The sequence below is a fragment of the Pseudactinotalea sp. HY158 genome, from assembly GCF_009660225.1.
Classification (GTDB): Bacteria; Actinomycetota; Actinomycetes; order Actinomycetales; family Beutenbergiaceae; genus HY158.
Map to the genome: position 1 here is coordinate 3,384,589 of NZ_CP045920.1, position 22,487 is coordinate 3,407,075.

Annotated in this window: 13 protein-coding genes; 7 read left to right on the forward strand and 6 right to left on the reverse strand. The window is 70.9% G+C overall.

Annotation, left to right across the window (positions count from 1 at the left end):
• Positions 1-169 precede the first annotated feature (169 nt).
• On the reverse strand, positions 170-739 hold the full coding sequence (pyrE, locus tag GCE65_RS15010; RefSeq protein WP_228759997.1) for an orotate phosphoribosyltransferase: 570 nt from the start codon (positions 737-739) through the stop codon (positions 170-172).
• A 402-nt stretch (positions 740-1,141) separates the two neighbouring features.
• On the opposite strand from pyrE, the gene GCE65_RS15015 reads away from it, so the two are divergent.
• The 3 genes from GCE65_RS15015 to GCE65_RS15025 all read left to right on the forward strand — a co-directional run bounded on the left by GCE65_RS15015 (position 1,142) and on the right by GCE65_RS15025 (position 3,703).
• Positions 1,142-1,915 carry an exodeoxyribonuclease III gene (locus GCE65_RS15015; RefSeq protein WP_152910568.1) on the forward strand — a complete coding sequence of 258 codons (774 nt, stop codon included), beginning with the start codon at positions 1,142-1,144 and terminating at the stop codon, positions 1,913-1,915.
• 118 nt (positions 1,916-2,033) lie between these two features.
• Positions 2,034-3,563 (forward strand): sodium-dependent transporter, encoded by a 1,530-nt coding sequence (locus tag GCE65_RS15020; RefSeq protein WP_153878938.1) that lies wholly within the window; start codon positions 2,034-2,036, stop codon positions 3,561-3,563.
• Complete coding sequence (locus GCE65_RS15025) at positions 3,560-3,703, forward strand: methionine/alanine import family NSS transporter small subunit (protein WP_153878939.1); 144 nt, start codon at positions 3,560-3,562, stop codon at positions 3,701-3,703. The genes GCE65_RS15020 and GCE65_RS15025 overlap by 4 nt, the downstream gene beginning before the upstream one ends.
• 29 nt (positions 3,704-3,732) lie before the next feature.
• On the opposite strand, the gene GCE65_RS15030 is transcribed toward GCE65_RS15025, so the two are convergent.
• Positions 3,733-5,265: an NCS1 family nucleobase:cation symporter-1 gene (locus tag GCE65_RS15030; RefSeq protein ID WP_153878940.1), complete on the reverse strand. Its 1,533-nt coding sequence runs from the start codon at positions 5,263-5,265 to the stop codon at positions 3,733-3,735.
• Positions 5,266-5,987: 722 nt separating this feature from the next.
• Here GCE65_RS15030 and GCE65_RS15035 point away from each other — a divergent pair.
• Together GCE65_RS15035 and GCE65_RS15040 are read left to right on the forward strand one after the other, a co-directional pair.
• Positions 5,988-6,794, forward strand: a complete 807-nt coding sequence (locus tag GCE65_RS15035) for a hypothetical protein (RefSeq protein ID WP_153878941.1) — start codon at positions 5,988-5,990, stop codon at positions 6,792-6,794.
• Positions 6,795-6,831: 37 nt separating this feature from the next.
• Positions 6,832-7,938, forward strand: a complete 1,107-nt coding sequence (locus GCE65_RS15040) for a septum formation family protein (protein ID WP_153878942.1) — start codon at positions 6,832-6,834, stop codon at positions 7,936-7,938.
• Positions 7,939-8,048: 110 nt separating this feature from the next.
• Here the strand turns inward: GCE65_RS15040 and clpB are convergent, their stop codons facing one another.
• On the reverse strand, positions 8,049-10,658 hold the full coding sequence (gene clpB, locus GCE65_RS15045) for an ATP-dependent chaperone ClpB (RefSeq protein WP_153878943.1): 2,610 nt from the start codon (positions 10,656-10,658) through the stop codon (positions 8,049-8,051).
• A 287-nt stretch (positions 10,659-10,945) separates the two neighbouring features.
• Here clpB and GCE65_RS15050 point away from each other — a divergent pair, with 287 nt between their 5' ends.
• Both GCE65_RS15050 and GCE65_RS15055 read left to right on the forward strand, forming a co-directional pair.
• On the forward strand, positions 10,946-11,722 hold the full coding sequence (locus tag GCE65_RS15050) for a PIG-L deacetylase family protein (protein ID WP_153878944.1): 777 nt from the start codon (positions 10,946-10,948) through the stop codon (positions 11,720-11,722).
• A gap of 23 nt (positions 11,723-11,745) precedes the next feature.
• Positions 11,746-13,329, forward strand: a complete 1,584-nt coding sequence (locus tag GCE65_RS15055; protein ID WP_153878945.1) for an amidohydrolase — start codon at positions 11,746-11,748, stop codon at positions 13,327-13,329.
• A gap of 4 nt (positions 13,330-13,333) precedes the next feature.
• Here GCE65_RS15055 and GCE65_RS15060 read toward each other — a convergent pair whose 3' ends face one another.
• The 3 genes from GCE65_RS15060 to GCE65_RS15070 all read right to left on the reverse strand — a co-directional run bounded on the left by GCE65_RS15060 (position 13,334) and on the right by GCE65_RS15070 (position 22,396).
• On the reverse strand, positions 13,334-13,831 hold the full coding sequence (locus tag GCE65_RS15060; protein WP_152910577.1) for a hypothetical protein: 498 nt from the start codon (positions 13,829-13,831) through the stop codon (positions 13,334-13,336).
• Entirely contained in the window at positions 13,828-20,676 is a 6,849-nt protein-coding gene (locus GCE65_RS15065; protein WP_194928735.1) for an LPXTG cell wall anchor domain-containing protein, read from the reverse strand. The genes GCE65_RS15060 and GCE65_RS15065 overlap by 4 nt, the downstream gene beginning before the upstream one ends.
• A 220-nt stretch (positions 20,677-20,896) precedes the next feature.
• Positions 20,897-22,396 carry an amidase gene (locus GCE65_RS15070; RefSeq protein ID WP_305071543.1) on the reverse strand — a complete coding sequence of 500 codons (1,500 nt, stop codon included), beginning with the start codon at positions 22,394-22,396 and terminating at the stop codon, positions 20,897-20,899.
• Between the last annotated feature and the right edge of the window lie 91 nt (positions 22,397-22,487).

A 22,487-nucleotide genomic window follows, 5' to 3' on the forward strand; every position in this document is an offset into this window, starting at 1 on the left:
GCGAGCGGGCTGCGCGAGATCGGCGCCATACCCGCGACTGCTCGCCCGGGGCTGCCCACCCGGGGCTGCCCACCCGGAATGCGCTTGGCCGGCCCTCGCTCGCCGGCGGCGACGAGACCGGTGCGAGGAGCACGAGCAGCCCCAGCGGCCGGGGCCGAGTTGTGGTCGGCTACTGCGGTTCGAGGCCCAGGTCGTCGGCGGAGAGCAGCCACACGTACGGCAGTCCGGCGTCGGCGAAGACCTCGCGGGCGCCGGTGTCGCGGTCGACGATCGTGGCCACGCCGATCACCTCGGCGCCGGCGCGACGGGCCGCCTCGACGGCGAGCATGATCGAGCCGCCCGTGGTCGAGGTGTCCTCGAGGATGACGACGCACCGCCCGGCGACGTCCGGGCCCTCGACCTGGCGTCGCATCCCGTGCCCCTTGGACTCCTTGCGCACGAGGAACGCATCGAGGGCGAGGCCGCGGCTCGCGGCGGCGTGCTGCACGGCGGCCACGACCGGATCGGCGCCCATCGTCGGCCCACCGACCGCCTCCGCCTCACCCACTCCGAGCCCGGCCTCCTCGAGCTTGTCGAGCAGCAGGTGCCCGATGAGCGGGGCGGCCTCGTGGTGCAGGGTCACGCGGCGCAGGTCGACGTAGTAGTCCGCCTCCCGCCCGCTCGAGAGCGTGACCCGGCCGCGCACCACGGCCAGTTCGTTCACGAGGTCGGCCAGCCGGCTCAGCGTGTCAGTGTTCACCCCGGCAGGGTATCGAATCCTCGGCGTCCCGACGGATTCGGGGAACATTCCCGGCGCGGTGCACCAGAGAGCTTCCCCAGCCCCCGCTCTCACCGGCTGCGGGGAACATTCCCGGGGCGGTGCACCAGAGAGCTTCCCCAGCCCCACGCCCACACCGGCCGCGGGGAACATTCCCAGGGCAGCACACCAAGTAGTATCCCCGGCCCCACGCCACACCGCCCGCGGGGAGCATTCCCGGGGCAGCACACCAGAGAGCTTCCCCAGCCCCACACTCTCACCGGCTGCGGGGAACATTCCCGGGGCGGTGCACCGGAGAGTCTCCCCAGCGCCCCGCCTGCTGCGGAGGGCGCTGCCTCGGTGATCGGGAGGCGAGCTGCGCCGTCCATAGGTAGGTTGGCGGGCATGAGGATCGCGACCTGGAACGTCAACTCCATCCGCGCCCGGGCCGAGCGGGTCGCCGCGTGGCTCGAGGCGAGCGACGTCGACGTGCTGGCGATCCAGGAGACCAAGTGCTCGGTCGAGCAGTTCCCGGCGCTCCCGTTCGAGGCGCTCGGCTACGAGGTGGTCGCGGCCGGCTACCACCAGTGGAACGGGGTGGCGATCTGCTCCCGGGTGGGTATGGACGACGTCGCCGCGGGCTTCGCGGGCCAGCCCGCCTTCGGGGCGCCCGAGCCCCGGCTCGAGGCCCGCGCGCTCGGCGCGACGTGCGGCGGGGTACGGGTGTGGAGCATGTACGTGCCGAACGGGCGGTCACTGTCGGATCCGCATTACGACTACAAGCTGGCCTGGCTGCGGGCACTCGCGAGCGAGGCCGGCGGCTGGACCGGCGAGCCGACCCTCCTGCTCGGGGACTGGAACGTGGCGCCGCGCGACGAGGACGTGTGGGACGTGGAGGTCTTCGCCGGGGCGACCCACGTGTCCGAGCCGGAGCGGGAGGCCCTCGCCGGGCTCGAGCGGGCGGGGTTCAGCGAGATCACCCGCGCCCACACCGCCGGGCAGTACACGTACTGGGATTATCAGCGCCTCGCGTTCCCGAAGAACAACGGCATGCGGATCGACCTGGCCTTCGCCAACCCGCCCGCGGCCGCCCGGGTGACGTCCGCGTGGATCGACCGCGACGAGCGCAAGGGCAAGGGCGCCTCGGACCACGTGCCGGTCGTGGTCGAACTCGACTGACGCCCGGGCCGGATCGTCCGCGAAATCCCACACCGGGGCGGCGCTTGCCGGTACGGTTTGCCCACTGACGCCTCGGGCCCTGGCCGGCGGTGTCCGCCACGCAAGCAAGGGAACACGAATGAGTCAGCGACAGCAGTTCAAGGGGCGCAGCGCGTTCATCTTCGCGGCGATCGGCTCCGCGGTGGGACTGGGAAACATCTGGCGCTTCCCGTACGTCGCCTACGAGGGCGGCGGCGGCGCATTCATCATCCCGTACCTTACGGCGCTCCTGACCGCGGGCATCCCACTGCTCTTCCTGCTCTACGCGATCGGCCACAAGTACCGCGGGTCGGCGCCGCTGAGCTTTCGGCGGATGAGCCGGGGCACCGAGGTGATCGGGTGGTGGCAGGTCGGGATCTCGTTCGTCATCGCCGTGTACTACGCGGTGGTCATCGCGTGGGCGATCCGTTACGTCGGCTTCTCGGCGAACCAGGCGTGGGGCGACGACACGGTGTCGTTCTTCGTCGACGACTTCCTCCAGCAGAGCGGCGACTTCGGGATGGGCGGCGGCTGGGTCGTGGCCGTCGGGGTGCCGCTCATCATCGTGTGGGTCTTCACCCTCGTGGTCATGCGGGCCGGGATCCAGAGCGGGATCGCGCGGCTCTCCCAGGTGTTCATCCCGCTGCTCGTGGCGATCTTCATCCTCCTCGTGATCCAGGCGCTGCGGCAGCCGGGGGCGGCGGAGGGTCTCAACGCCCTGTTCACGCCGAATTGGGCGGCGCTCAAGGACAGCAGCGTGTGGGTCGCGGCCTACGGCCAGATCTTCTTCTCCCTCTCGATCGCGTTCGGCATCATGATCACCTACGCCGCCCACCTCAAGCGCAATACGAACCTCACGGGTTCGGGCCTGGTCGTCGCCTTCGCGAACTCCGGCTTCGAGCTGCTCGCCGGGATCGGCGTGTTCTCGGCGCTCGGGTTCATGGCCCAGGCGCAGGGCGTGCAGGTCGCCGAGGTGGTCGAGAGCGGGATCGGGCTCGCGTTCTTCGCATTCCCGCAGATCGTCTCCACGATGCCGGGCGGGGCGGTGTTCGGCGTGCTGTTCTTCGTCTCGCTCGTGCTCGCCGGGATCACCTCGCTCGTGAGCATCGTCGAGGTCGTGATCGACGCGTTCGAGGACAAGTTCAACCTCAACCGCACGGCGTCCGTCGCGCTCATCGGTGGGCTCATGGCGGTCGTGTCGATCCTGCTGTTCCCCACGGCCACGGGCCTCAACCTGCTCGACGTGACCGATCACTTCGCGAACTCGTTCGGGATCGTCGGGGCCGGGCTCACGATCGTGATCCTGCTCAGCTGGGGGCTCCGCCGGCTGCGGGTCATGAGCGCCCACCTGAACGAGGTCTCATCCTTCAAGGTCGGCACGACCTGGATGGTGCTCCTCACCGTGATCACGCCGCTCATCCTCGGGTTCATGTTCATCAGCGAACTCGTGGACACCATCCAGAACGGCTACGGCGAGCCCGCGATGCCGAGCTGGTACGTCAACACCTTCGGCTGGGGCATGAGCATCGGGCTCATCGTCATCGCATTCATCCTCGCCGCCCTCCCGTGGCGACGGGGTGTGGTCGAGGCCGAAACCTACGAACTGAGCCAGAAGGGAGCGAACCGATGAACACCTCCGCCCTCGTCATGATGATCATCGCGCTGCTGCTCGTCTGGGGCGGCCTCGTCGCCGCCCTCGTGCACCTGCGCGCCAATCCCGACCACTCCGGGGACGACGACGGGCCCGGCGACGGTCCGCCGCCCGCCTGAGTGAGCGCGCCCGGGCGGACGGGGCGCGCTCACACCTGCTGGGCCGTGGCGGGCTCGTCGACAGGGTCGATGAGGACCCGCCCACGCATGGCGATCCAGTGGAACAGCCCACCGAGCACGGCCCCGAAGAGCCAGGCGAAGCCGGTCAGCTCCTCGAGCGCGGGAAGCCAGACCGTCGTCATGGAGAAGATCGCGGCGATCCCGCCGGCCACGAGCGCGCGCACGTTCCAGCCGTTGCGGAAGTGGTAGATGCCTCGCGGGGAGGTGGTGAACGCCTGCCGGATGTGGAGGCGCTGCTTGCGCAGGATGTAGTAGTCGCACACGAGGATGCCGTAGAGCGGGGCGAGGATCGCGCCGAGGGTGTCGACGAACTTCGGCAGGCCCATGTCACCGATCGCGGCCACCCACAGGGCCCCGATCACGAAGCCGGCGGCGGCCGTGATGAGCCCGCCGCCCCGGAAGGTGATCTTCGACGGCATGAGGTTGGCCAGGTCGTAGGCCGGCGGGATGAAGTTCGCCACGAGGTTGATCCCCACGGTCGCGAGGAAGAACGTGATCGCCGCGACGATCGTCAGGGCGGTGTTGTCCGCCAGGCCCACGATCTCGGCGGGGTTCGTCGCCGGCTCGCCGGTTCCGTCCTGATACACGATGTAGGCCCCCGCGGTGATGAACAGGGCGAGGAACGTGAAGAACGTGAGCGAGATGGGAAGGCCGTAGAAGTTGCCGCGGCGCATGGCCTTGACCGAGTGGGTCTGCCGGGAGAAGTCCCCGAAGTTGACCACGACGGCCGCGAAGTAGGCGATCATCGTGCCCACCACGCCGAAGAAGGCGAGCACCGCGGAGACGCCGCCCTTGTCACCCTGGAAGAGCGTACCCACGCCCTGGATCAGCTCATCGCCCGCCTGCACCCAGATCGCGATGAGCAGCAGGATCATGACGACGTACACGGCCGGCCCCGCGAAGTTGAGGAATTTGGCCATGCCCTCGAGCCCGCGGATGAACAGCAGCACCTGGAAGCCGGCGACGACGACGTAGGCGACCCAGTCGACCAGGTTCATGCCGAGGAACTCGCCGGTCGGGCCGTTCGGAACGACCGCGTTGATCGCCAACGCCACGGCGGTGGAGGCGAAATACGTCTGGGCACCGAACCAGAACATCGCGACGATCCCGCGGATGAGCGCGGGCACGCGCGCTCCGAGCACCCCCATGCTCGTGCGGGCCATGACGGCGTACGGGATGCCGTATCGCACGCTCGGGCGCCCCGAGAGGTTGACGAGGAACATGACGACCACGCCCGCGAGGATGATCGCCGCGAACACGTACCAGCCGCTGATCCCGGCGGTGATGAACAGGCTCGCCGCCAGGGTGTAGCCCGCGAGCGACTGCACGTCGTTCGTCCACACGTTGAAGATCGCGAACGCACCCCATTTGCGCTCGGTATCGGGGACGGGGGCGAGGTCGGCGTTGTGGAGCCTGTCATCACTGTCGTGAATGACGCTCTCGTCGGCGCTGATGAGCTCGTCTCCACGACGAACACTCTGGGTCGGTCGGTTGGTCGTCATGGCCGTCCTTGGCATCACGGTGGGGGTCGAGCAAACGTGGGCGTCGCCGCCGTCACTGCGCCGGATCGGCGCCGGCTGCGCCGACACTGGCGCAGTGACCGAAGCCTACACGTCCACGCCGATCGGGGACGGCGTTCGGTCGGCCTTTCGCCCCGGCTCACCCCGGCTCGCCCCGGCTCGCGTCGGCTCGCGTCGGCTCAGGGGGAGGGTGGGCGTCCCCCGGCCGTTAGGCTGCTGCCATGAGTGCCTCCACCGACGACCCCGGGGCCGACTCCCGGCCATGGGTCTCGCCCGGAGGCGGGCCGATCGAACCGGTCGAACCGGCGCGCACCACCGGCACGCCGGACGCGCCACGCACACCGGGCCCAGCGGGACCAGCGGGGCCCGCGGAATCAGCGGACCCGCCGGCCGGCCGGCCGGGACGCTCGGACGCCTGGGGAACCGGTGTCCCGGTCCCGGGAGCGCGCGGGAACCCGTATGGCGGTCGGGGGAACCCGTATGCCGGTCCTCCTGCCCGGCCGCACCCCGGTCCGTATCCGGCGCACCCCGCTCCGTATCCGGATGGGCCCAACGCCTGGGCGACTTCCGGGCCGGGAGACCTGGCACGATCCGGATATCCCGTCCAGGCTGCGCAACCGGGGAATCCGGGGCAATCCGTCCACCCGATCCAGCCCGGCGCCCTCCCACCGAACGGTGCCTTCGGGCACGGTGACGGCCCGACGATGGGCGCCCCGGCCGGGGCTCCGAGCGCCGCGCCGCCCCCTGTCGGCCCCGGCGACCCCGTCGGTTTCGGCGGCCCGGTCGGCCCTGACGGCTCTGACGGCTCTGGCGGCCCGGTCGGCTCTGGCGGCCCGGTCGGCTCTGGCGGCTATGGCGGCTATGGCAGCCCTGTCGGCTCTGACGGCTATGACGGCTTCGTGCTGCCGGTCGTGCCACCCACCCGAATCGAACCGCTCGCGGTCGCATCGGTCGCGACGTTCCCGCTCGGACCGATCGGTCTGGGGCTCGGGATCGCGGCGCTGCGCCGGGTTCGCCGCAATCACAGGCGCAGCCCCGCGCTCGCCGGGACGGGGATCGTGCTCGGCCTCCTCACGACCGCCGCCGCCGTGCTCGTCGCGATCACCCTGACGCTCAACGGAACATGGGACCGGATGACGGAGCGGCCGGTGGCCGGCGACGTCACCGGTGAGCGCGTCGTGGCCTCGGTGCATGTGGCGGCCGGAAACTGCCTGCGCACCCTGCCGGTCGGGGACGTCGTGGGCGAGGTGACGCAGGTGCCGTGCGCGCAGGCGCACGAGGCCCAGGCGGTGAGCGTCGTCGAACTCTCCGGCACCGATCCGGCCCCGGCGACGCTGCTGCGCCAGGCCCAGGCCGCCTGCGCGGGCGCCCTCGCACCCGTCGCCGGCGACCCCGCGGTCGAGCCCTGGTACTTCGTTCCCACGGACCGCGGCTGGGAACAGGGCGAGCGGGCTGCGATCTGCCTCGTGCGGAGCACCGGCCCCGCGCTCACGACCGATTACATCAATTGACGAACCGAACGACGAACACCACACAAAGGACGTCCCCGTGACCTGGGATCCCACTCATCGACCCGAGCCGCCCGCCGCCGGCTCGATGGCGCCCTTCGGGCAATTCACGAACGAACCGGAGCCCGCCCCGCCCGCCGGCGAGGGCGACCCGGCCGGCCGCCCCAACCAGTACGGCCCGGCGGGTTCCGCGCCCACCGGCGAATCGGTCCCCGGTTATGGGCCGACGCCGACCCCGTACGCCCAACCGGTCCCCGGCCCCGACGGCCACCCCGGTCAGCAGGGCCCGGCGGGTTCCGCCCCCTACGGCCCGTCTGGGCAGGCGGATACCTCCCCCGACGGTCCGTACGGCCGGCCTGCGCCGGGCCCGTACGGCCCGCCCGCGCCGGGCCCCTACGGCCCGGCAGACCCCGCACCGTACGGCCAACCGGCACCCGGCCCCTACGGTGGTCAACCGGCGCCCGGCCACCCCGGCTACCCGAGCGGCCCCACCTACCCGAGCGGCCCTACCTATCCGAATGGCCCCGCAGATTCGAGTGGCCCCGCCTATCCGGGCGGCCCCGCCTACCCGGGCGGCCCCGCATATCCGGGCGCGCCGACGACCGGCGAGCCTGCCGGCAAGAAGACCGGCGTGCTCGTCGTCGTCATCGTCGTGGCGCTGCTCGTCATCGCCGGCACGATCGCCGGAGTCATGGCCCTACGCGCCTCCGATGGCCCGGCCGGCAGCGGCGGCCCGGCCGACACGTCCGGCGGCCCCGCGGTCGACATCACCTCGCCCACGCAGGTGTACGACACCGAGCTCGCCCCGGGCATGTGCCTCGAGGCCTTCGAGTACGACGCCGACCAGAAGCTCACCGTGATCCCGTGCGCCGAACCGCACGCGCTCGAGGTCGTGGCCGAGAAGACGGTTCCCGACGGCGCCTACCCCGGTGAGGACGGCCTCGAGCAGGAGGCCGGCACCTTCTGCTCGAGCGCGGCCGACGGTCTCCCGAGCGGCCAGCCGTTCGACCTGGCCCAGGTTCGCGACCTCTACCCCTCCGAGGTCACCTGGGACGCCGGCGACCGCGTCATCAGCTGCCTGGCCGAGGCCCGCGACGGCACGGTGCTCACCGGCTCGTTCGTGGCGGGCGACGCCACCGCGCGATAGGGCGGGATCGACGCAGCCGGCCGTGGGCGAGCCCGTTGACCCCAGTGACCCCGTTGGCCCTGCGCCCCGGCGGCCCCGGGGAAAGTTCGGCCCCGGGCCACCCGCTGGGCTCAGACCACCACCGGCTCCGCGCCGGTCACGGTGAGTTCGAGGCCGTCGTCGCCGGGCTCCACGTGCACGTGGGCCCCATCGGCCACGGTTCCACCGAGCAGCAGCCGGGCGAGCTGGTCCCCGATCTGTCGCTGGATGAGCCGGCGCAGCGGCCGGGCACCATAGGCGACGTCGTACCCCTCCGAGGCGAGCCACTGCCGCGCCCCCTCGGAGACGTCGATCGTGATCCGGCGGTCCGCGAGTCGCTCCCCGAGCCGCTCCGTCTGCAGGTCGACGATGGTGCTCAGCTCCGCCATCGTCAGCGCATCGAACATGACGATCTCGTCGAGCCGGTTGAGGAACTCCGGCTTGAACGAGGTCCGCACGAGCGCCATGACGGATTCGCCCTGTTCCTCGGGGCTCAGCGCCTGATCCACGAGGAACTGAGAGCCGAGGTTCGAGGTGAGCACGAGGATCACGTTCCGGAAATCGACCGTGCGCCCCTGCCCGTCGGTCAGGCGGCCGTCGTCGAGGACCTGGAGCAGGATGTCGAAGACCTCCGGGTGCGCCTTCTCCACCTCGTCGAGCAGCACGACCGAGTAGGGACGGCGTCGCACGGCCTCCGTCAGCTGCCCGCCCTCCTCGTAGCCGACGTAGCCGGGTGGCGCCCCGACGAGGCGCGAGACCGAGTGCTTCTCCGAGTATTCGCTCATGTCGATGCGCACGATCGCGCGCTCGTCGTCGAAGAGGAAGTCGGCGAGGGACTTGGCCAGCTCGGTCTTGCCCACCCCGGTCGGGCCGAGGAAGAGGAAGGAGCCCGTGGGCCGGTCGGGGTCGGAGATGCCCGCCCGCGATCGGCGGACCGCATCCGATACGGCCCGCACGGCGGCCTTCTGGCCGATGAGGCGCCTGCCGAGCGCGTCCTCCATCCGCAGCAGCTTCTCGGTCTCGCCCTCGAGCAGGCGGCCGGTCGGGATGCCGGTCCAGGCACCGACGACCTCGGCGACCTCGTCGGGGCCCACGTGATCGGCGATCATCGGGTCCTCGACCTGGCCACTGTGGTCGGCCTCCGCCCGTTCGGCGGCCTCGATCTCGGCCTCGACCTGCGGGATCTCGCCGTTCTGGAGCCGCCCCGCCTCCTCCCAGCGCCCCTCGCGCATGGCACCCTCGAGGGTGGTGCGCAGTTCGTCCAGCCGCACGCGCAGGTCGCCGATCCGGTTGTGGCCGGCCTTCTCGGCCTCCCACCGGGCCGTGAGGGATCGCAGCTCCTCGGTGCGGTCGGCCAGGTCTGCCCGCAGCTTCTCCAACCGGGCCCGGCCGGCCTCGTCGGGCTCGGATTCGGTGAGGTAGGCCTCCTCCATCGTGAGCCGGTCGACGCCGCGGCGCAGTTCGTCGATCTCGACCGGGGAGGAGTCGAGCTCCATCCGCAGCCGGGAGGCGGCCTCGTCGACCAGGTCGATCGCCTTGTCCGGCAGCTTCCGGCCCGTGATGTACCGGTCCGAGAGGGTCGCGGCCGCCACGAGTGCGCCGTCGGAGATCGTGACCTTGTGGTGCGCCTCGTACTTCGGTGCGATCCCACGCAGGATCGCCACCGTGTCCTCCACCGACGGCTCCCCCACGAACACCTGCTGGAATCGCCGCTCGAGGGCCGGATCCTTCTCGATGTGCTCGCGGTATTCGTCCAGGGTCGTGGCCCCGACCATGCGCAGTTCGCCCCGGGCGAGCATGGGCTTGAGCATGTTGCCGGCGTCCATCGCGCCCTCGCCGGTCGCACCGGCGCCGACGACGGTGTGGAGCTCGTCGATGAAGGTGATGATTTCGCCGTCGCTCGAGGCGATCTCGGCGAGCACGGCCTTGAGGCGCTCCTCGAACTCGCCTCGGTACTTCGCCCCGGCGACCATCGCGCCGAGGTCGAGGGCGATGATGCGCTTGTCGCGGAGGGATTCGGGCACATCGCCGTTGACGATGCGCTGGGCGAGGCCCTCGACCACGGCCGTCTTGCCCACGCCGGGGTCGCCGATGAGGACCGGGTTGTTCTTCGTGCGACGCGAGAGCACCTGCACCACGCGCCGGATCTCCCCGTCACGGCCGATGATCGGGTCGAGCCTGCCGGAGCGGGCGAACTCCGTCAGGTCCGTGCCGTACTTCTCGAGGGCCTGATAGGTGCCCTCCGGGTCGGCGCTCGTGACCCGGGTGTTGCCGCGGACCTGCGGGAGCGCATCGCGCAGGCCGTCTCGGGTGACCCCGAGACCGCGCAGCATCTCCCCGATCGGCCCGTCGGCGGTCATGCCGATGAGCAGATGCTCGGTGGAGACGAACTCGTCACCGAGCGACGTGGCCTCCGAGCCCGCTGCGTTGATCACGCTCATGAGGGCGCGTGAGGCCTCCGGCTGGTTCACCGTGCTCCCGCTGGCCGTGGGCAGCACTGCCACCTGGGCCGCGACCCGTCGATCCAGCTCGGCGCGGTTGACGCCGAGGGCATCGACGAGGGCACCGGCCACGCCCCCCTGCTGGGAGAGCAGGGCGGAGAGCAGGTGGATGGGTTCGAGCTGCGGGTGACCGGCGCCGACCGCCTGCTGCAACGCCGCGGCCACGGCCTCCTGCGACTTGGTGGTGAGTTTGGTGTCCATCGGACCTCCGTGAGAAGTGAACAGTGTGCTACTCGTCTCAACTCTGACAAAGTTGAGTCTATTCCACTCAAGTCCAGATCGGGAGGGTGGCGCGCGACGACTCGGGCGGATCGGGCTCGGCGCACGCCGTCCGAGGCGGGCCGGGTCGGCCGGCGTGCTCGAGGTCGAGCGGCTGCGAGGATCCCGCACCGACCCATTGCCTCCCCTGCCGGCGCCCCCTACACTCTGCGCACCGGCCGCCGACGGCACGGCTCCGGGGCCATGCCCGGGAACACGCTGGAGGAACCATGCCCGCTCACACGCTCCTCGTCGTCGTCGCTCACCCCGACGACGAGTCCTTCGGCTGCGGCGCGCTCATCGCGGGCGAGGCCGCGCGCGGGGTCGACGTCGTCGTAGCGAGCGCCTCCCGCGGGGAGTTGGGGGAGGACGCGAGCGGCCTGCACCCGAGCCCGGCGATGCTCGGCGCCGCCCGAGAGGTGGAGATGCGTCGGGCGGCCCGCGTGCTGGGCGCGAGCCGGGTGGAGATTCTCGGCCTGGGCGACTCGGGATGGGACGGTGCGGCCCCGTCCGGATCGATCGTCGCCGAACCCGAGCGCCTTCACATGGAGCTGACGCGGCTGCTCGAGGCGCACCGGCCCGATGTCGTGGTGACGATGGATCCGAGCGGGTCCGACGGCCACCGGGATCACGCGGCCGTGGCCGAGGCGACGACCGCCGTCTTCGGCGACCGCGTGGACTGGCCGGCCGCCCTGTACCACTGGTGCATGCCCCATTCGATCATGGACGACTGGCTGCGCGAGATCGCCGCCGCCCAGCCGGACAGCGTGTACGCCGGCACCGACATGGGCCGGCCGGACGACCACATCACGACGATCGTCGACGGCACCGGCGTCGCGGAGCGAGTCTGGCGGGCGATCGCCGAGCACGCGACCCAGGACTCCCCGTTCGAGGCGATCTCGGCCGAGCTGGCCCACCGGTTCGTCGCCGTCGACCACCTCGTCCGGATCCACCCCGCGTGGCCCGGCGGACCGCACGAGCGGGCGTTGAGCTACCCGAGCCCGTAACCCGCTCGTTCTACCCTGGTCGGGTGAACCTGCATTCCGTGCGGCTCGCCGGCGGCACCGGCGATCTCGTCGACGTCACGCTCACCGCCGGCCGGGTCTCGGCCGTACGTCCGGCGGCTCGTCCCACCGATCGCGACGCCGACGGCGCCGATGGCGCGAGCTGGCACGGTGCCTGGGTGCTCCCGGGCCTGTGGGACCACCACGTGCATCCGGTCGACTGGGCCGCCAGCACGCACCGGCTCGACCTCACCGCCCACACGAGCTCCGACCAGGTGCTCGACGCCGTGGCGGGTGAGTTGCGTCGTCTCCACGCTCGGAGCGGCGGCCGGTCCGAGACGATCGAGCGACCCGGCGACTCTGGTGACTCTGGTGCTGCCCGCGACTCTGCAGGCTCTGCAGGCACCGGCAGCCCTGCCGGCCCCGACGAGCTCACCGGCCACGGCCTGTGGCATTCGCGCTGGGAGCGCGGCTGGGGGGATCCGGACGGCCCGTCCCTCGCCGCGCTCGACGCGGTGACCGGGACCGTGCCGACGACCCTCATCAGCGCCGACCTGCATTCCGCGTGGTTGAACTCCGCGGCGCTCGAACGCTACGGCCTGCCCCGATCCCCCTCGGGTCTCGTGGCCGAGACCGACTGGTTCGAGATCATGTCCCGCGTCGGCCGGGCGAGCGAGGCCACCCGGGACGCCCGCGTGATCGAGGCCGGTCGGGCGGCGGCGGCCCGCGGGATCGTGGGCATCGTCGACTTCGACCCGATCGACACCCACGCGGCATGGCGCCGGCGCGTCGCGGCCGGATTCGACTCCCACCGCGTGCGGGCGAGCGTGTGGCCGGACTTCCTCGACGCCGCGATCGCGGCCGGGCTGCGAACCGGCGACCAACTCCCCGGGGCCGGGCCGCTCGTGCGCATGGGCTCGCTCAAGGTCATCTCCGACGGCTCCCTCAACACACACTCCGCGTGGTGTCATGACCCGTATCCGGGCGGCGGCCGAGGCGCGGCGAACGTGAGTGGCAGCGAATTACGGACGACGATGCGCCGGGCCGCGCGAGCGGGTGTCAGCTCGGCGATCCACGCCATCGGCGATCGAGCCGTCGGTGCCGCGCTCGACGCGTTCGAGGCCGCGCGGGCGACCGGCTCGATCGAGCATGCCCAGCTCGTGCGCGACGAGGACCTGCCCCGGCTCGCCCGGCTCGGGCTGACCGCGAGCGTGCAGCCGCTCCACCTGCTCGACGACCGGGACGTGGCCGAGCGCCTCTGGCCGGGCCGGACGGGCCGGGCCTACCGCTTCGCCGACTTCCTCGCGGCGGGGGTGCCGATGGTGTTCGGTTCGGACGCCCCCGTCGCTCCACTCGACCCGTGGGCGGGCATCACCGCGGCGGTGCGGCGCACGAGGGACGAGCGCGGCCCCTGGCACGGCGAGCAGCGCATCTCCGTTGTCGAGGCGCTGGCCGCCACGTGCGGCCGAGTGCCCCGGGTGCGGGTGGGCGATGCGGCCGATCTCGTGCTCACCGAGATCGACCCGTTCCGGGTCGGGGAGGAGGGCCTCCCCGACCCGGGCGTCGTCGGCACGCTCTGCGCGGGCCGGCTGACGTTCGACGGCCGCTGAGCCCCTACGGGACGAAGCGTTCGACCCGCAGCACGCAGGTGAGGTCGTCGTCCGTCAGATCGAGCCGCGCCTCCCAGGAGGCCGTCTCACCCGGACCGACGGCGGATACGTCGACCTGTGTGAGGCCGCGGGTGTCCGAGCCCTGCATCGCGGAGACGTAGATGCGATAGCTCTGCGCCTCCTTCTGCGGATTGGTCACGTCACCGGTGACCTCGAGCGCCCCGTCCCGAGTCGCACAGGTGGCGAGTTCGGCGTCGCCCAGGGCGCCGACGTATCCCTCCTGCGAACCGGGCTGCTCCTCCAGGTCCACGACGGTGTCGGGCTTGGCCCCGTCCGCCGAGTCCGGTGACTCATCGGGGGTCGGCTCGGACGTCGTCCCCTCGGCGCCGACGGTCTGCTCCGACGACGGGTCGGACGTGGCCGATCCGTCGTCGGAACATCCGGCCATCAGAGCGAGGCACAGGATCCCGAGGCCGAGCGTCGCGCTGCTCGATCGCCTCACGCCGACACCCGCCTTCTGCGGATCGTGACGATGCCGGCACCCAGGATCAGCAGGGCCAACGCCGAGACTCCCAGCTGGAGGGCGCCCTCATTCACTCCCGTCGACGGCAGCGTGCCCGTCGTGACGGTTGCACTGTCCGCGGCGTCGACCACATCGCCCGAGGGCGGAGTGCCCGTGACGGTCGCGTGATTGACGACCGTACCGGAGAGCACGTCGGCCTCCGTCAGCGTGTAGGTCGCCGTGGCCGTGACGGACTCGCCCGGAGCCAGCACACCCTCACCGGTCGCAGCCGACCAGTCATAGGACAGCTCGGACAGGCCCGCCAACGGATCGCTGATCTGCACATCCGAGAGCGTGACGTTCCCGCTGTTCGTCGCGGTGAAGGAGTAGGTGACGACATCACCCACGTTGCCCTCACCCGCGAGGTCGGCGTCCTTGACCAGCGTGATCGCCGACGCCGGGTCGACCGTGGGAACCGTGACCTCGTCCTCGACGGGAGGAAGCGGCGCCGGCGGATTCTCCGGATCGACCGTCGGCGGAGTGCCCGTGGCCGAGGCGACGTTGTGCACGCTGCCCGCATCCATATCCGCCTGCGTCAACGTGTACGTCGCCGTCGCGGTGACCGACTCACCAGGCGCCAACACACCCTCACCGGTCGCGGCCGACCAGTCATAGGACAGCTCCGACAGACCCGCCAACGGATCCGTGATCGCCACATCCGAGAGCGTGACATTCCCGGCATTCGTCGCGGTGAAGGAGTAGGTGACGACGTCGCCCACGTTGCCCTCACCCGCGAGGTCGGCGTCCTTGACCAGCGTGATCGCCGGCGCCGGATCCGTGGTCGGAACCGTGGCCGGGTCCTCGTCCTCGACCGGATCGGAGGGAATCGGCGTGCCCGGATCCTCCGGATCGAACGTCGGCGGCGGCGTACCCGCAGCCGTCGCCACGTTCACGACACTGCCCGCATCCACATCCGCCTGCGTCAACGTGTACGTCGCCGTCGCCGTGACCGACTCACCCGGAGCCAACACACCCTCACCGGTCACAGCCGACCAGTCATAGGACAGCTCCGACAGACCCGCCAACGGATCCGTAATCACGACGTCGGTCAGAGTCACGTTCCCCGCATTCGACGCGGTGAAGGAGTAGGTGACGACGTCGCCCACGTTGCCCTGGCCCGCGAGGTCGGCGTCCTTGACCAGCGTGATCGCCGGCGCCGGATCCGTGGTCGGAACCGTGGCCGGGTCCTCATCCTCGACCGGATCGGAGGGAATCGGCGTGCCCGGATCCTCCGGATCGAACGTCGGCGGCGGCGTACCCGCGGCCGTCGCCACGTTCACGACACTGCCCGCATCCACATCCGCCTGCGTCAGCGTGTACGTCGCCGTCGCGGTGACCGACTCACCCGGAGCCAGCACACCCTCACCGGTCGCGGCCGACCAGTCATAGGTCAGCTCGGACAGGCCCGCCAGCGGATCCGTGATCGCGACGTCGGTCAGGGTCACGTTCCCGCTGTTCGTCGCGGTGAAGGAGTAGGTGACGACATCGCCGACGCCATTCCCATCGGTGGTCTCGCCCGACTTGACCAGCGTGATCGCCGGGGCCGGGTCGACCGTGGGAACCGTGGCCGGGTCCTCGTCCTCGACCGGATCGGAGGGAATCGGCGTGCCCGGGTCCTCCGGATCGAACGTCGGCGGCGGCGTCCCCGCGGCCGTCGCCACGTTCACGACACTGCCCGCATCCACATCCGCCTGCGTGAGCGTGTAGGTCGCCGTCGCGGTGACCGACTCACCCGGAGCCAGCACACCCTCACCGGTCGCGGCCGACCAGTCATAGGACAGCTCCGACAGACCCGCCAACGGATCGCTGATCGCCACATCCGAGAGCGTGACGTTCCCGCTGTTCGTCGCGGTGAACGAATACGTCACGACATCGCCGACGCCATTCCCGTCGGTGGTCTCACCCGACTTCACCAGCGTGATCGCCGGGGCCGGGTCGACCGTGGGAACCGTGGCCGGGTCCTCGTCCTCGACCGGATCGGAGGGAATCGGCGTGCCCGGGTCCTCCGGATCGAACGTCGGCGGCGGCGTACCCGCGGCCGTCGCCAGGTTCACGACACTGCCCGCATCCACATCCGCCTGCGTGAGCGTGTACGTCGCCGTCGCGGTGACCGACTCGCCCGGTGCCAGCACGCCCTCGCCGGTCGCGGCGGACCAGTCATAGGTCAGCTCGGACAGGCCCGCCAGCGGATCCGTGATCGCGACGTCGGTCAGGGTCACGTTCCCCGCATTCGTCGCGGTGAAGGAGTAGGTGACGACATCGCCGACGCCATTCCCGTCGGTGGTCTCACCCGACTTGACCAGCGTGATCGCCGGGGCCGGGTCGACCGTGGGAACCGTGGCCGGGTCCTCGTCCTCGACCGGATCGGAGGGAATCGGCGTGCCCGGGTCCTCCGGATCGAACGTCGGCGGCGGCGTACCCGCGGCCGTCGCCAGGTTCACGACACTGCCCGCATCCACATCCGCCTGCGTGAGCGTGTAGGTCGCCGTCGCGGTGACGGACTCGCCCGGTGCCAGCACGCCCTCGCCGGTCGCGGCGGACCAGTCATAGGTCAGCTCGGACAGGCCCGCCAGCGGATCGCTGATCTGCACATCCGACAGGGTCACGTTCCCGGCATTCGTCGCGGTGAAGGAGTAGGTGATGACGTCACCCACGTTGCCCTGGCCCGCGAGGTCGGCGTCCTTGACCAGCGTGATCGCCGGGGCCGGGTCGACCGTGGGAACCGTGACCTCGTCCTCGACCGGAGGAAGCGGCTCATCGCTACCCGGCGGAGTGCCCGTGGCCGAGGCGACGTTGTGCACGCTGCCCGCATCCACATCCGCCTGCGTCAGCGTGTACGTCGCCGTCGCGGTGACGGACTCACCCGGAGCCAGCACACCCTCGCCGGTCGCGGCCGACCAGTCATAGGACAGCTCCGACAGGCCCGCCAACGGATCCGTGATCACGACGTCAGTCAGGGTCACGTTCCCGCTGTTCGTCGCGGTGAAGGAGTAGGTGACGACGTCGCCCACGTTGCCCTGGCCCGCGAGGTCGGCGTCCTTGACCAGCGTGATCGCCGGCGCCGGATCCGTCGTGGGAACCGTGGCCGGGTCCTCGTCCTCGACCGGATCGGAGGGAATCGGCGTGCCCGGATCCTCCGGATCGAACGTCGGCGGCGGCGTACCCGCGGCCGAGGCCACGTTCACGACACTGCCCGCATCCACATCCGCCTGCGTCAGCGTGTACGTCGCCGTCGCCGTGACCGACTCACCCGGAGCCAGCACACCCTCACCGGTCGCGGCCGACCAGTCATAGGTCAGCTCCGACAGGCCCGCCAGCGGATCCGTGATCGCGACGTCGGTCAGGGTCACGTTCCCGGCATTCGTCGCGGTGAACGAATACGTCACGACATCGCCGACGCCATTCCCATCGGTGGTCTCACCCGACTTGACCAGCGTGATCGCCGGGGCCGGGTCGACCGTGGGAACCGTGGCCGGGTCCTCGTCCTCGACCGGATCGGAGGGAATCGGCGTCTCCGGGTCCTCCGGATCGAACGTCGGCGGCGGCGTACCCGCGGCCGTCGCCACGTTCACGACACTGCCCGCATCCACATCCGCCTGCGTGAGCGTGTAGGTCGCGGTGGCCGTGACCGACTCACCCGGAGCCAACACACCCTCGCCCGTCGCGGCCGACCAGTCATAGGACAGCTCCGACAGACCCGCCAACGGATCCGTGATCGCCACATCCGAGAGCGTGACATTCCCGGCATTCGTCGCGGTGAACGAATACGTCACGACATCGCCGACGCCATTCCCATCGGTGGTCTCACCCGACTTCACCAGCGTGATCGCCGGCGCCGGGTCGACCGTGGGAACCGTGACCTCGTCCTCGACGGGAGGAAGCGGCTCATCGCTACCCGGCGGGGTGCCCGTGGCCGAGGCGACGTTGTGCACGCTGCCCGCATCCACATCCGCCTGCGTCAACGTGTACGTCGCCGTCGCGGTGACCGACTCACCCGGAGCCAGCACACCCTCACCGGTCGCGGCCGACCAGTCATAGGCGAGCTCGGACAGACCCGCCAGCGGATCCGTGATCACGACGTCGGTCAGGGTCACGTTCCCCGCATTCGTCGCGGTGAAGGAGTAGGTGACGACGTCGCCCACGTTGCCCTGGCCCGCGAGGTCGGCGTCCTTGACCAGCGTGATCGCCGGCGCCGGATCCGTCGTGGGAACCGTGGCCGGGTCCTCGTCCTCGACCGGATCGGAGGGAATCGGCGTGCCCGGGTCCTCCGGATCGAGCGTCGGCGGCGGCGTACCCGCGGCCGTCGCCACGTTCACGACACTGCCCGCATCCACATCCGCCTGCGTCAGCGTGTACGTCGCGGTGGCCGTGACGGACTCGCCCGGTGCCAGCACGCCCTCACCGGTCGCAGCGGACCAGTCATAGGACAGCTCCGACAGACCCGCCAACGGATCCGTGATCGCCACATCCGACAGGGTCACGTTCCCGCTGTTCGTCGCGGTGAACGAATACGTCACGACATCGCCGACGCCATTCCCATCGGTGGTCTCACCCGACTTCACCAGCGTGATCGCCGGGGCCGGGTCGACCGTGGGAACCGTGACCTCGTCCTCGACCGGAGGAAGCGGCTCATCGCTACCCGGCGGAGTGCCCGTGGCCGAGGCGACGTTGTGCACGCTGCCCGCATCCACATCCGCCTGCGTCAACGTGTACGTCGCCGTCGCGGTGACCGACTCACCCGGAGCCAGCACACCCTCACCGGTCGCGGCCGACCAGTCATAGGCGAGCTCGGACAGGCCCGCCAACGGATCCGTGATCGCCACGTCGGTCAGGGTCACGTTCCCCGCATTCGTCGCGGTGAAGGAGTAGGTGACGACGTCGCCCACGTTGCCCTGGCCCGCGAGGTCGGCGTCCTTGACCAGCGTGATCGCCGGCGCCGGATCCGTCGTGGGAACCGTGGCCGGGTCCTCGTCCTCGACCGGATCGGAGGGAATCGGCGTGCCCGGATCCTCCGGATCGAACGTCGGCGGCGGCGTACCCGCAGCCGTCGCCACGTTCACGACACTGCCCGCATCCACATCCGCCTGCGTCAGCGTGTACGTCGCCGTCGCGCTGACGGACTCACCCGGAGCCAACACACCCTCACCGGTCGCGGCCGACCAGTCATAGGACAGCTCCGACAGACCCGCCAACGGATCCGTGATCGCGACGTCGGTCAGGGTCACGTTCCCCGCATTCGTCGCGGTGAAGGAGTAGGTGACGACGTCGCCGACGCCATTCCCATCGGTGGTCTCACCCGACTTGATCAGCGTGATCGCCGGCTGCTGGTCGAGGGGGACGGAGGCCGTGTCCGTGTCGTCCACGTCGGGTCCGGACGGCGGCGTGCCGACGACCGTGGCGGTGTTGTCGATCGATCCCGCATCGACGTGTTCCTGGGTGACGATCAAGGTCGCCGTCGCCGTCACCGTCTCCCCCGGCGCCAGCTCACCGGGCGCGCCCGGCCAGTCGGAATAGGTGAGGGTCGACAGCCCCGGCAACGGGTCGCTGATGTCGACCCCGGTGAGGAGCACGTTGCCCGTGTTCTCGGCGGCGAAAGTGTAGGTGACCGTGTCCCCGACGACGAGCGCGCCACCGTCGGAGACGGTCTTCGTCAGCGCGATCGACGGCGCGTGCGCCTCGTTGGTGATCGTGCACACGACGTCGGCACCGGCCAGCGCGGAGGGTTGGGTGACGGTCCAGGACGGCGCCTCGCCGCTCGTGCTCACCGTGCCTTCGGTGGCTGCGTCGACACAGGAGATCGTGCTGATGTAACCGGCGAGGTCGGCGCCGCCGGCGGCCGCTTCGGAGAGCGTGAACTCGTCTCCGGGCTGAGCGAAGAACGCGCCGACGGTCTCGGCCTGAATCCCGGGCGAATCACCCGTGGTGGTCGCCGTGGAATCGCTCGGCAGATACGGCTGACCACTCGCGCTCAACTCGAACTGGTCCCCCGGGTTCTGGCGGTCCCCGTCGATGTTCTTCTGCAGGGTGAGCATGCTCGGCGACGAGCAGCTGGCCATGTCCGTGGGGCTGAAACCGGTCGGCATGTCTGTCGAATCGACCTGCACGCCGGTTGCCGGGTTGACCTCGTAGATCTTCGATGACGTCGAGATGAACAGGTTTCCCTGGGCGCCGAACGCGATCCCGTTGCCCTCCGTGCCTTCCGGGAGATCCGCGAGGAACGTGGTGCTCAGGTTGCCGGTCCCGGCGGCCGTGGGCATGGCGCCGTTGACGCGATAGATATTGCGATCGGCGACGATGATGAGCTGGCCGCTCGAGGTGAAGGCGAGGTCACCGTTCGCACCGTTCATTCCGGTGATCCAGCCGGCCTGGAAGCTTGCGCCGGTGCTCGGGTCATAGGCCCCGAGGAACACCGGCCCACCGCCCACGCCCGGCGTATCGGTGTAGTAGTAGATGCCCGTCTGGGGGTTGACGCCTCCCCGGATCAGATAGCGCGCGTCGGCGCCGTCCGTGAGCGTCACATCCGGAATGAGAGTGGTCCCCGTGACCTGGTCGTGGACGCGCAGACCCTTGGCGGTTCCCGCGGGGACATTGTCGGCCGTATAGACGTAGCGCCCCTCGGCGGAGACCCCCAGGCCGTTGTTCTTCTGACCGGTGATGACGGCGGCCGCGCCGAGGGTGCTGGCCGTCGTGTCGAACGCCCGGACGTTCCCGAAGTCGTCCTGCACATAGACGGTCGAGCCGTCGCAGACCAGCGGATCCGCGGCATACGCCGGCTCCGCATTCATGACAGTCCCGACGGCGACGAACGAGGCCGCGACAACTGCCGTCGACGCCGCCATCCCCACCAGCTTCTTCAGCAATCTTCCCCGATTGCGCGTGAAATTATGCAAGGCACAGCCCTCTCAACCCTCGGATCCCGCCGATTTGTCCTGCGAGCGTAGCAGTTCGCGACGGTTCGTCCAGCTTGCATTCGGTTTGAGAACTGTCAAGGACGGTTGAGAATCGTTAAGAACCGGGAGCGAAATCCGGTTCGAGGCTCGCCGCGAGCGCGAGCAGGAGATCCTCCCGGCCCGTGCGGGCGCCGAGCATGGCGCCGAACGGGAGCATCGGCCCGGCGGGTTCGGCAGGTTCGGCAGGTTCGACAGGGCCGGCACGTTCGACAGGTTCGGCAGGTTCAGCAGGGCCGGCCTCACCGCCGCCGACCCGGGCCCGGTGCACGGGCAGGGAGATCGCCGGGGCGCCGAGGATGTTCCAGGTCGAGGTCCACGGGGTGTAGGCGCACTGGTCCTCGAAGTCCCGGGCCGGATCGGCGTCGTTGCGGATCGAGCCGATCGGCGCGGCCGGCTGGGCGAGCGTGGGTGAGAGCACGAGGTCGACGTCCGCCCAGGCGGAGGCCGCCTGCCGCTGGAGCTGCTGGCCGTTCGCGATCGCGTTCGCGTAGGCGACGCCGCCGACGCCACGGCCCCGCTCACGCATCCACCGCGTCAGCGGCACGAGCAGGTGCTCCCGCTCGGGCGGGATGGGGGCCTGCGCGGCCATGACCGACCAGACGTCCTTGAAGGGCTGCCACTGCTCCGCCGGGAACGGCACGCCCACCTGCTCGACCCGGTGACCCCGGGCCTCGAGGAGCGCGATCGTCTTCTCCACGGCGCGGATCGCCTCGGGGTGCACGGGCGCATCCGGGGTGATGAACGGGGTGAGCACGACCCCGACGCGCAGCGGCCCCGGGTCGGTGTCGCAGGCGGCGAGGAACGACCCGGCGGCCGGGCGCGGCAGCAGCCGGTCGTCACCGGGCCAGGGTCGGGCGAGCACGTCGAGCGCGAGCGCGGTGTCGCGCACGTCCCTGGTGAGCACCCCGCTCGTGGCCAGCGCCGCGCCGTCCACCCCGTTCGGTCCCGTGCTGATCCGCCCGCGCGAGGGCTTGAGCCCCACGAGACCGCACGCGGCGGCCGGGATCCGGATCGATCCGCCCCCGTCGCTTCCCTGCGCGATCGGCACCATCCCACCGGCGACGGCCGCCGCGGCGCCGCCGGAGGAGCCGCCCGGGGAACGGGTCTCATCCCACGGGTTGCGCACCGGCGGGGCGATGTCGGTCTCGGTGTACGGCGGCAGCCCGAGCTCGGGGGTGGCGGTCTTGCCGACCATGACCGTGCCGGCCTCGCGCAGGAGCGTGACCACGCCGTCGTCGACCGGAGCCACGAAGTCCGCCAGGGCGGCGCTGCCGGCGGCCATCGGCAGCCCGGCGACCATGTTCAGGTCCTTGATCGGCACGGGCACACCGAGCAGCGGCGGCACGGGCCCGTCCCCGGCGGCCGCGAGCAGCCGGTCGGCCGCACGCGCCTGGGCGAGCGCGAGCTCGGGCGTGACACGAACGAAGGCCGCGAGGGCGCCGTCCCTACGCTCGATCCGCTCGAGGGCCGCCTCGGTGGCCTCGACGGCGCTCGCCTCGCCCACGCGGATCGCCTCGGCGAGCCGGCGGCCCGTGAGATCCATGAGTTCGCTCACTGGTCTACCTTCCTTGTGTCAGCGTTCTTCGATAGGACGCTGATGCACCCCGGGTGCTGCCGGGCCATCGCCCAGCTCGCTCGACACTGTT

Coding starts and splice junctions, on each gene's coding strand:
- clpB (WP_153878943.1), bottom strand. CDS start 10,658: ATGGACACCAAACTCACCACCAAGTCGCAGGAGGCCGTGGCCGCGGCG.
- GCE65_RS15030 (WP_153878940.1), bottom strand. CDS start 5,265: ATGACGACCAACCGACCGACCCAGAGTGTTCGTCGTGGAGACGAGCTC.
- GCE65_RS15025 (WP_153878939.1), top strand. CDS start 3,560: ATGAACACCTCCGCCCTCGTCATGATGATCATCGCGCTGCTGCTCGTC.
- GCE65_RS15050 (WP_153878944.1), top strand. CDS start 10,946: ATGCCCGCTCACACGCTCCTCGTCGTCGTCGCTCACCCCGACGACGAG.
- GCE65_RS15020 (WP_153878938.1), top strand. CDS start 2,034: ATGAGTCAGCGACAGCAGTTCAAGGGGCGCAGCGCGTTCATCTTCGCG.
- GCE65_RS15015 (WP_152910568.1), top strand. CDS start 1,142: ATGAGGATCGCGACCTGGAACGTCAACTCCATCCGCGCCCGGGCCGAG.
- GCE65_RS15035 (WP_153878941.1), top strand. CDS start 5,988: ATGGGCGCCCCGGCCGGGGCTCCGAGCGCCGCGCCGCCCCCTGTCGGC.
- GCE65_RS15065 (WP_194928735.1), bottom strand. CDS start 20,676: ATGAATGCGGAGCCGGCGTATGCCGCGGATCCGCTGGTCTGCGACGGC.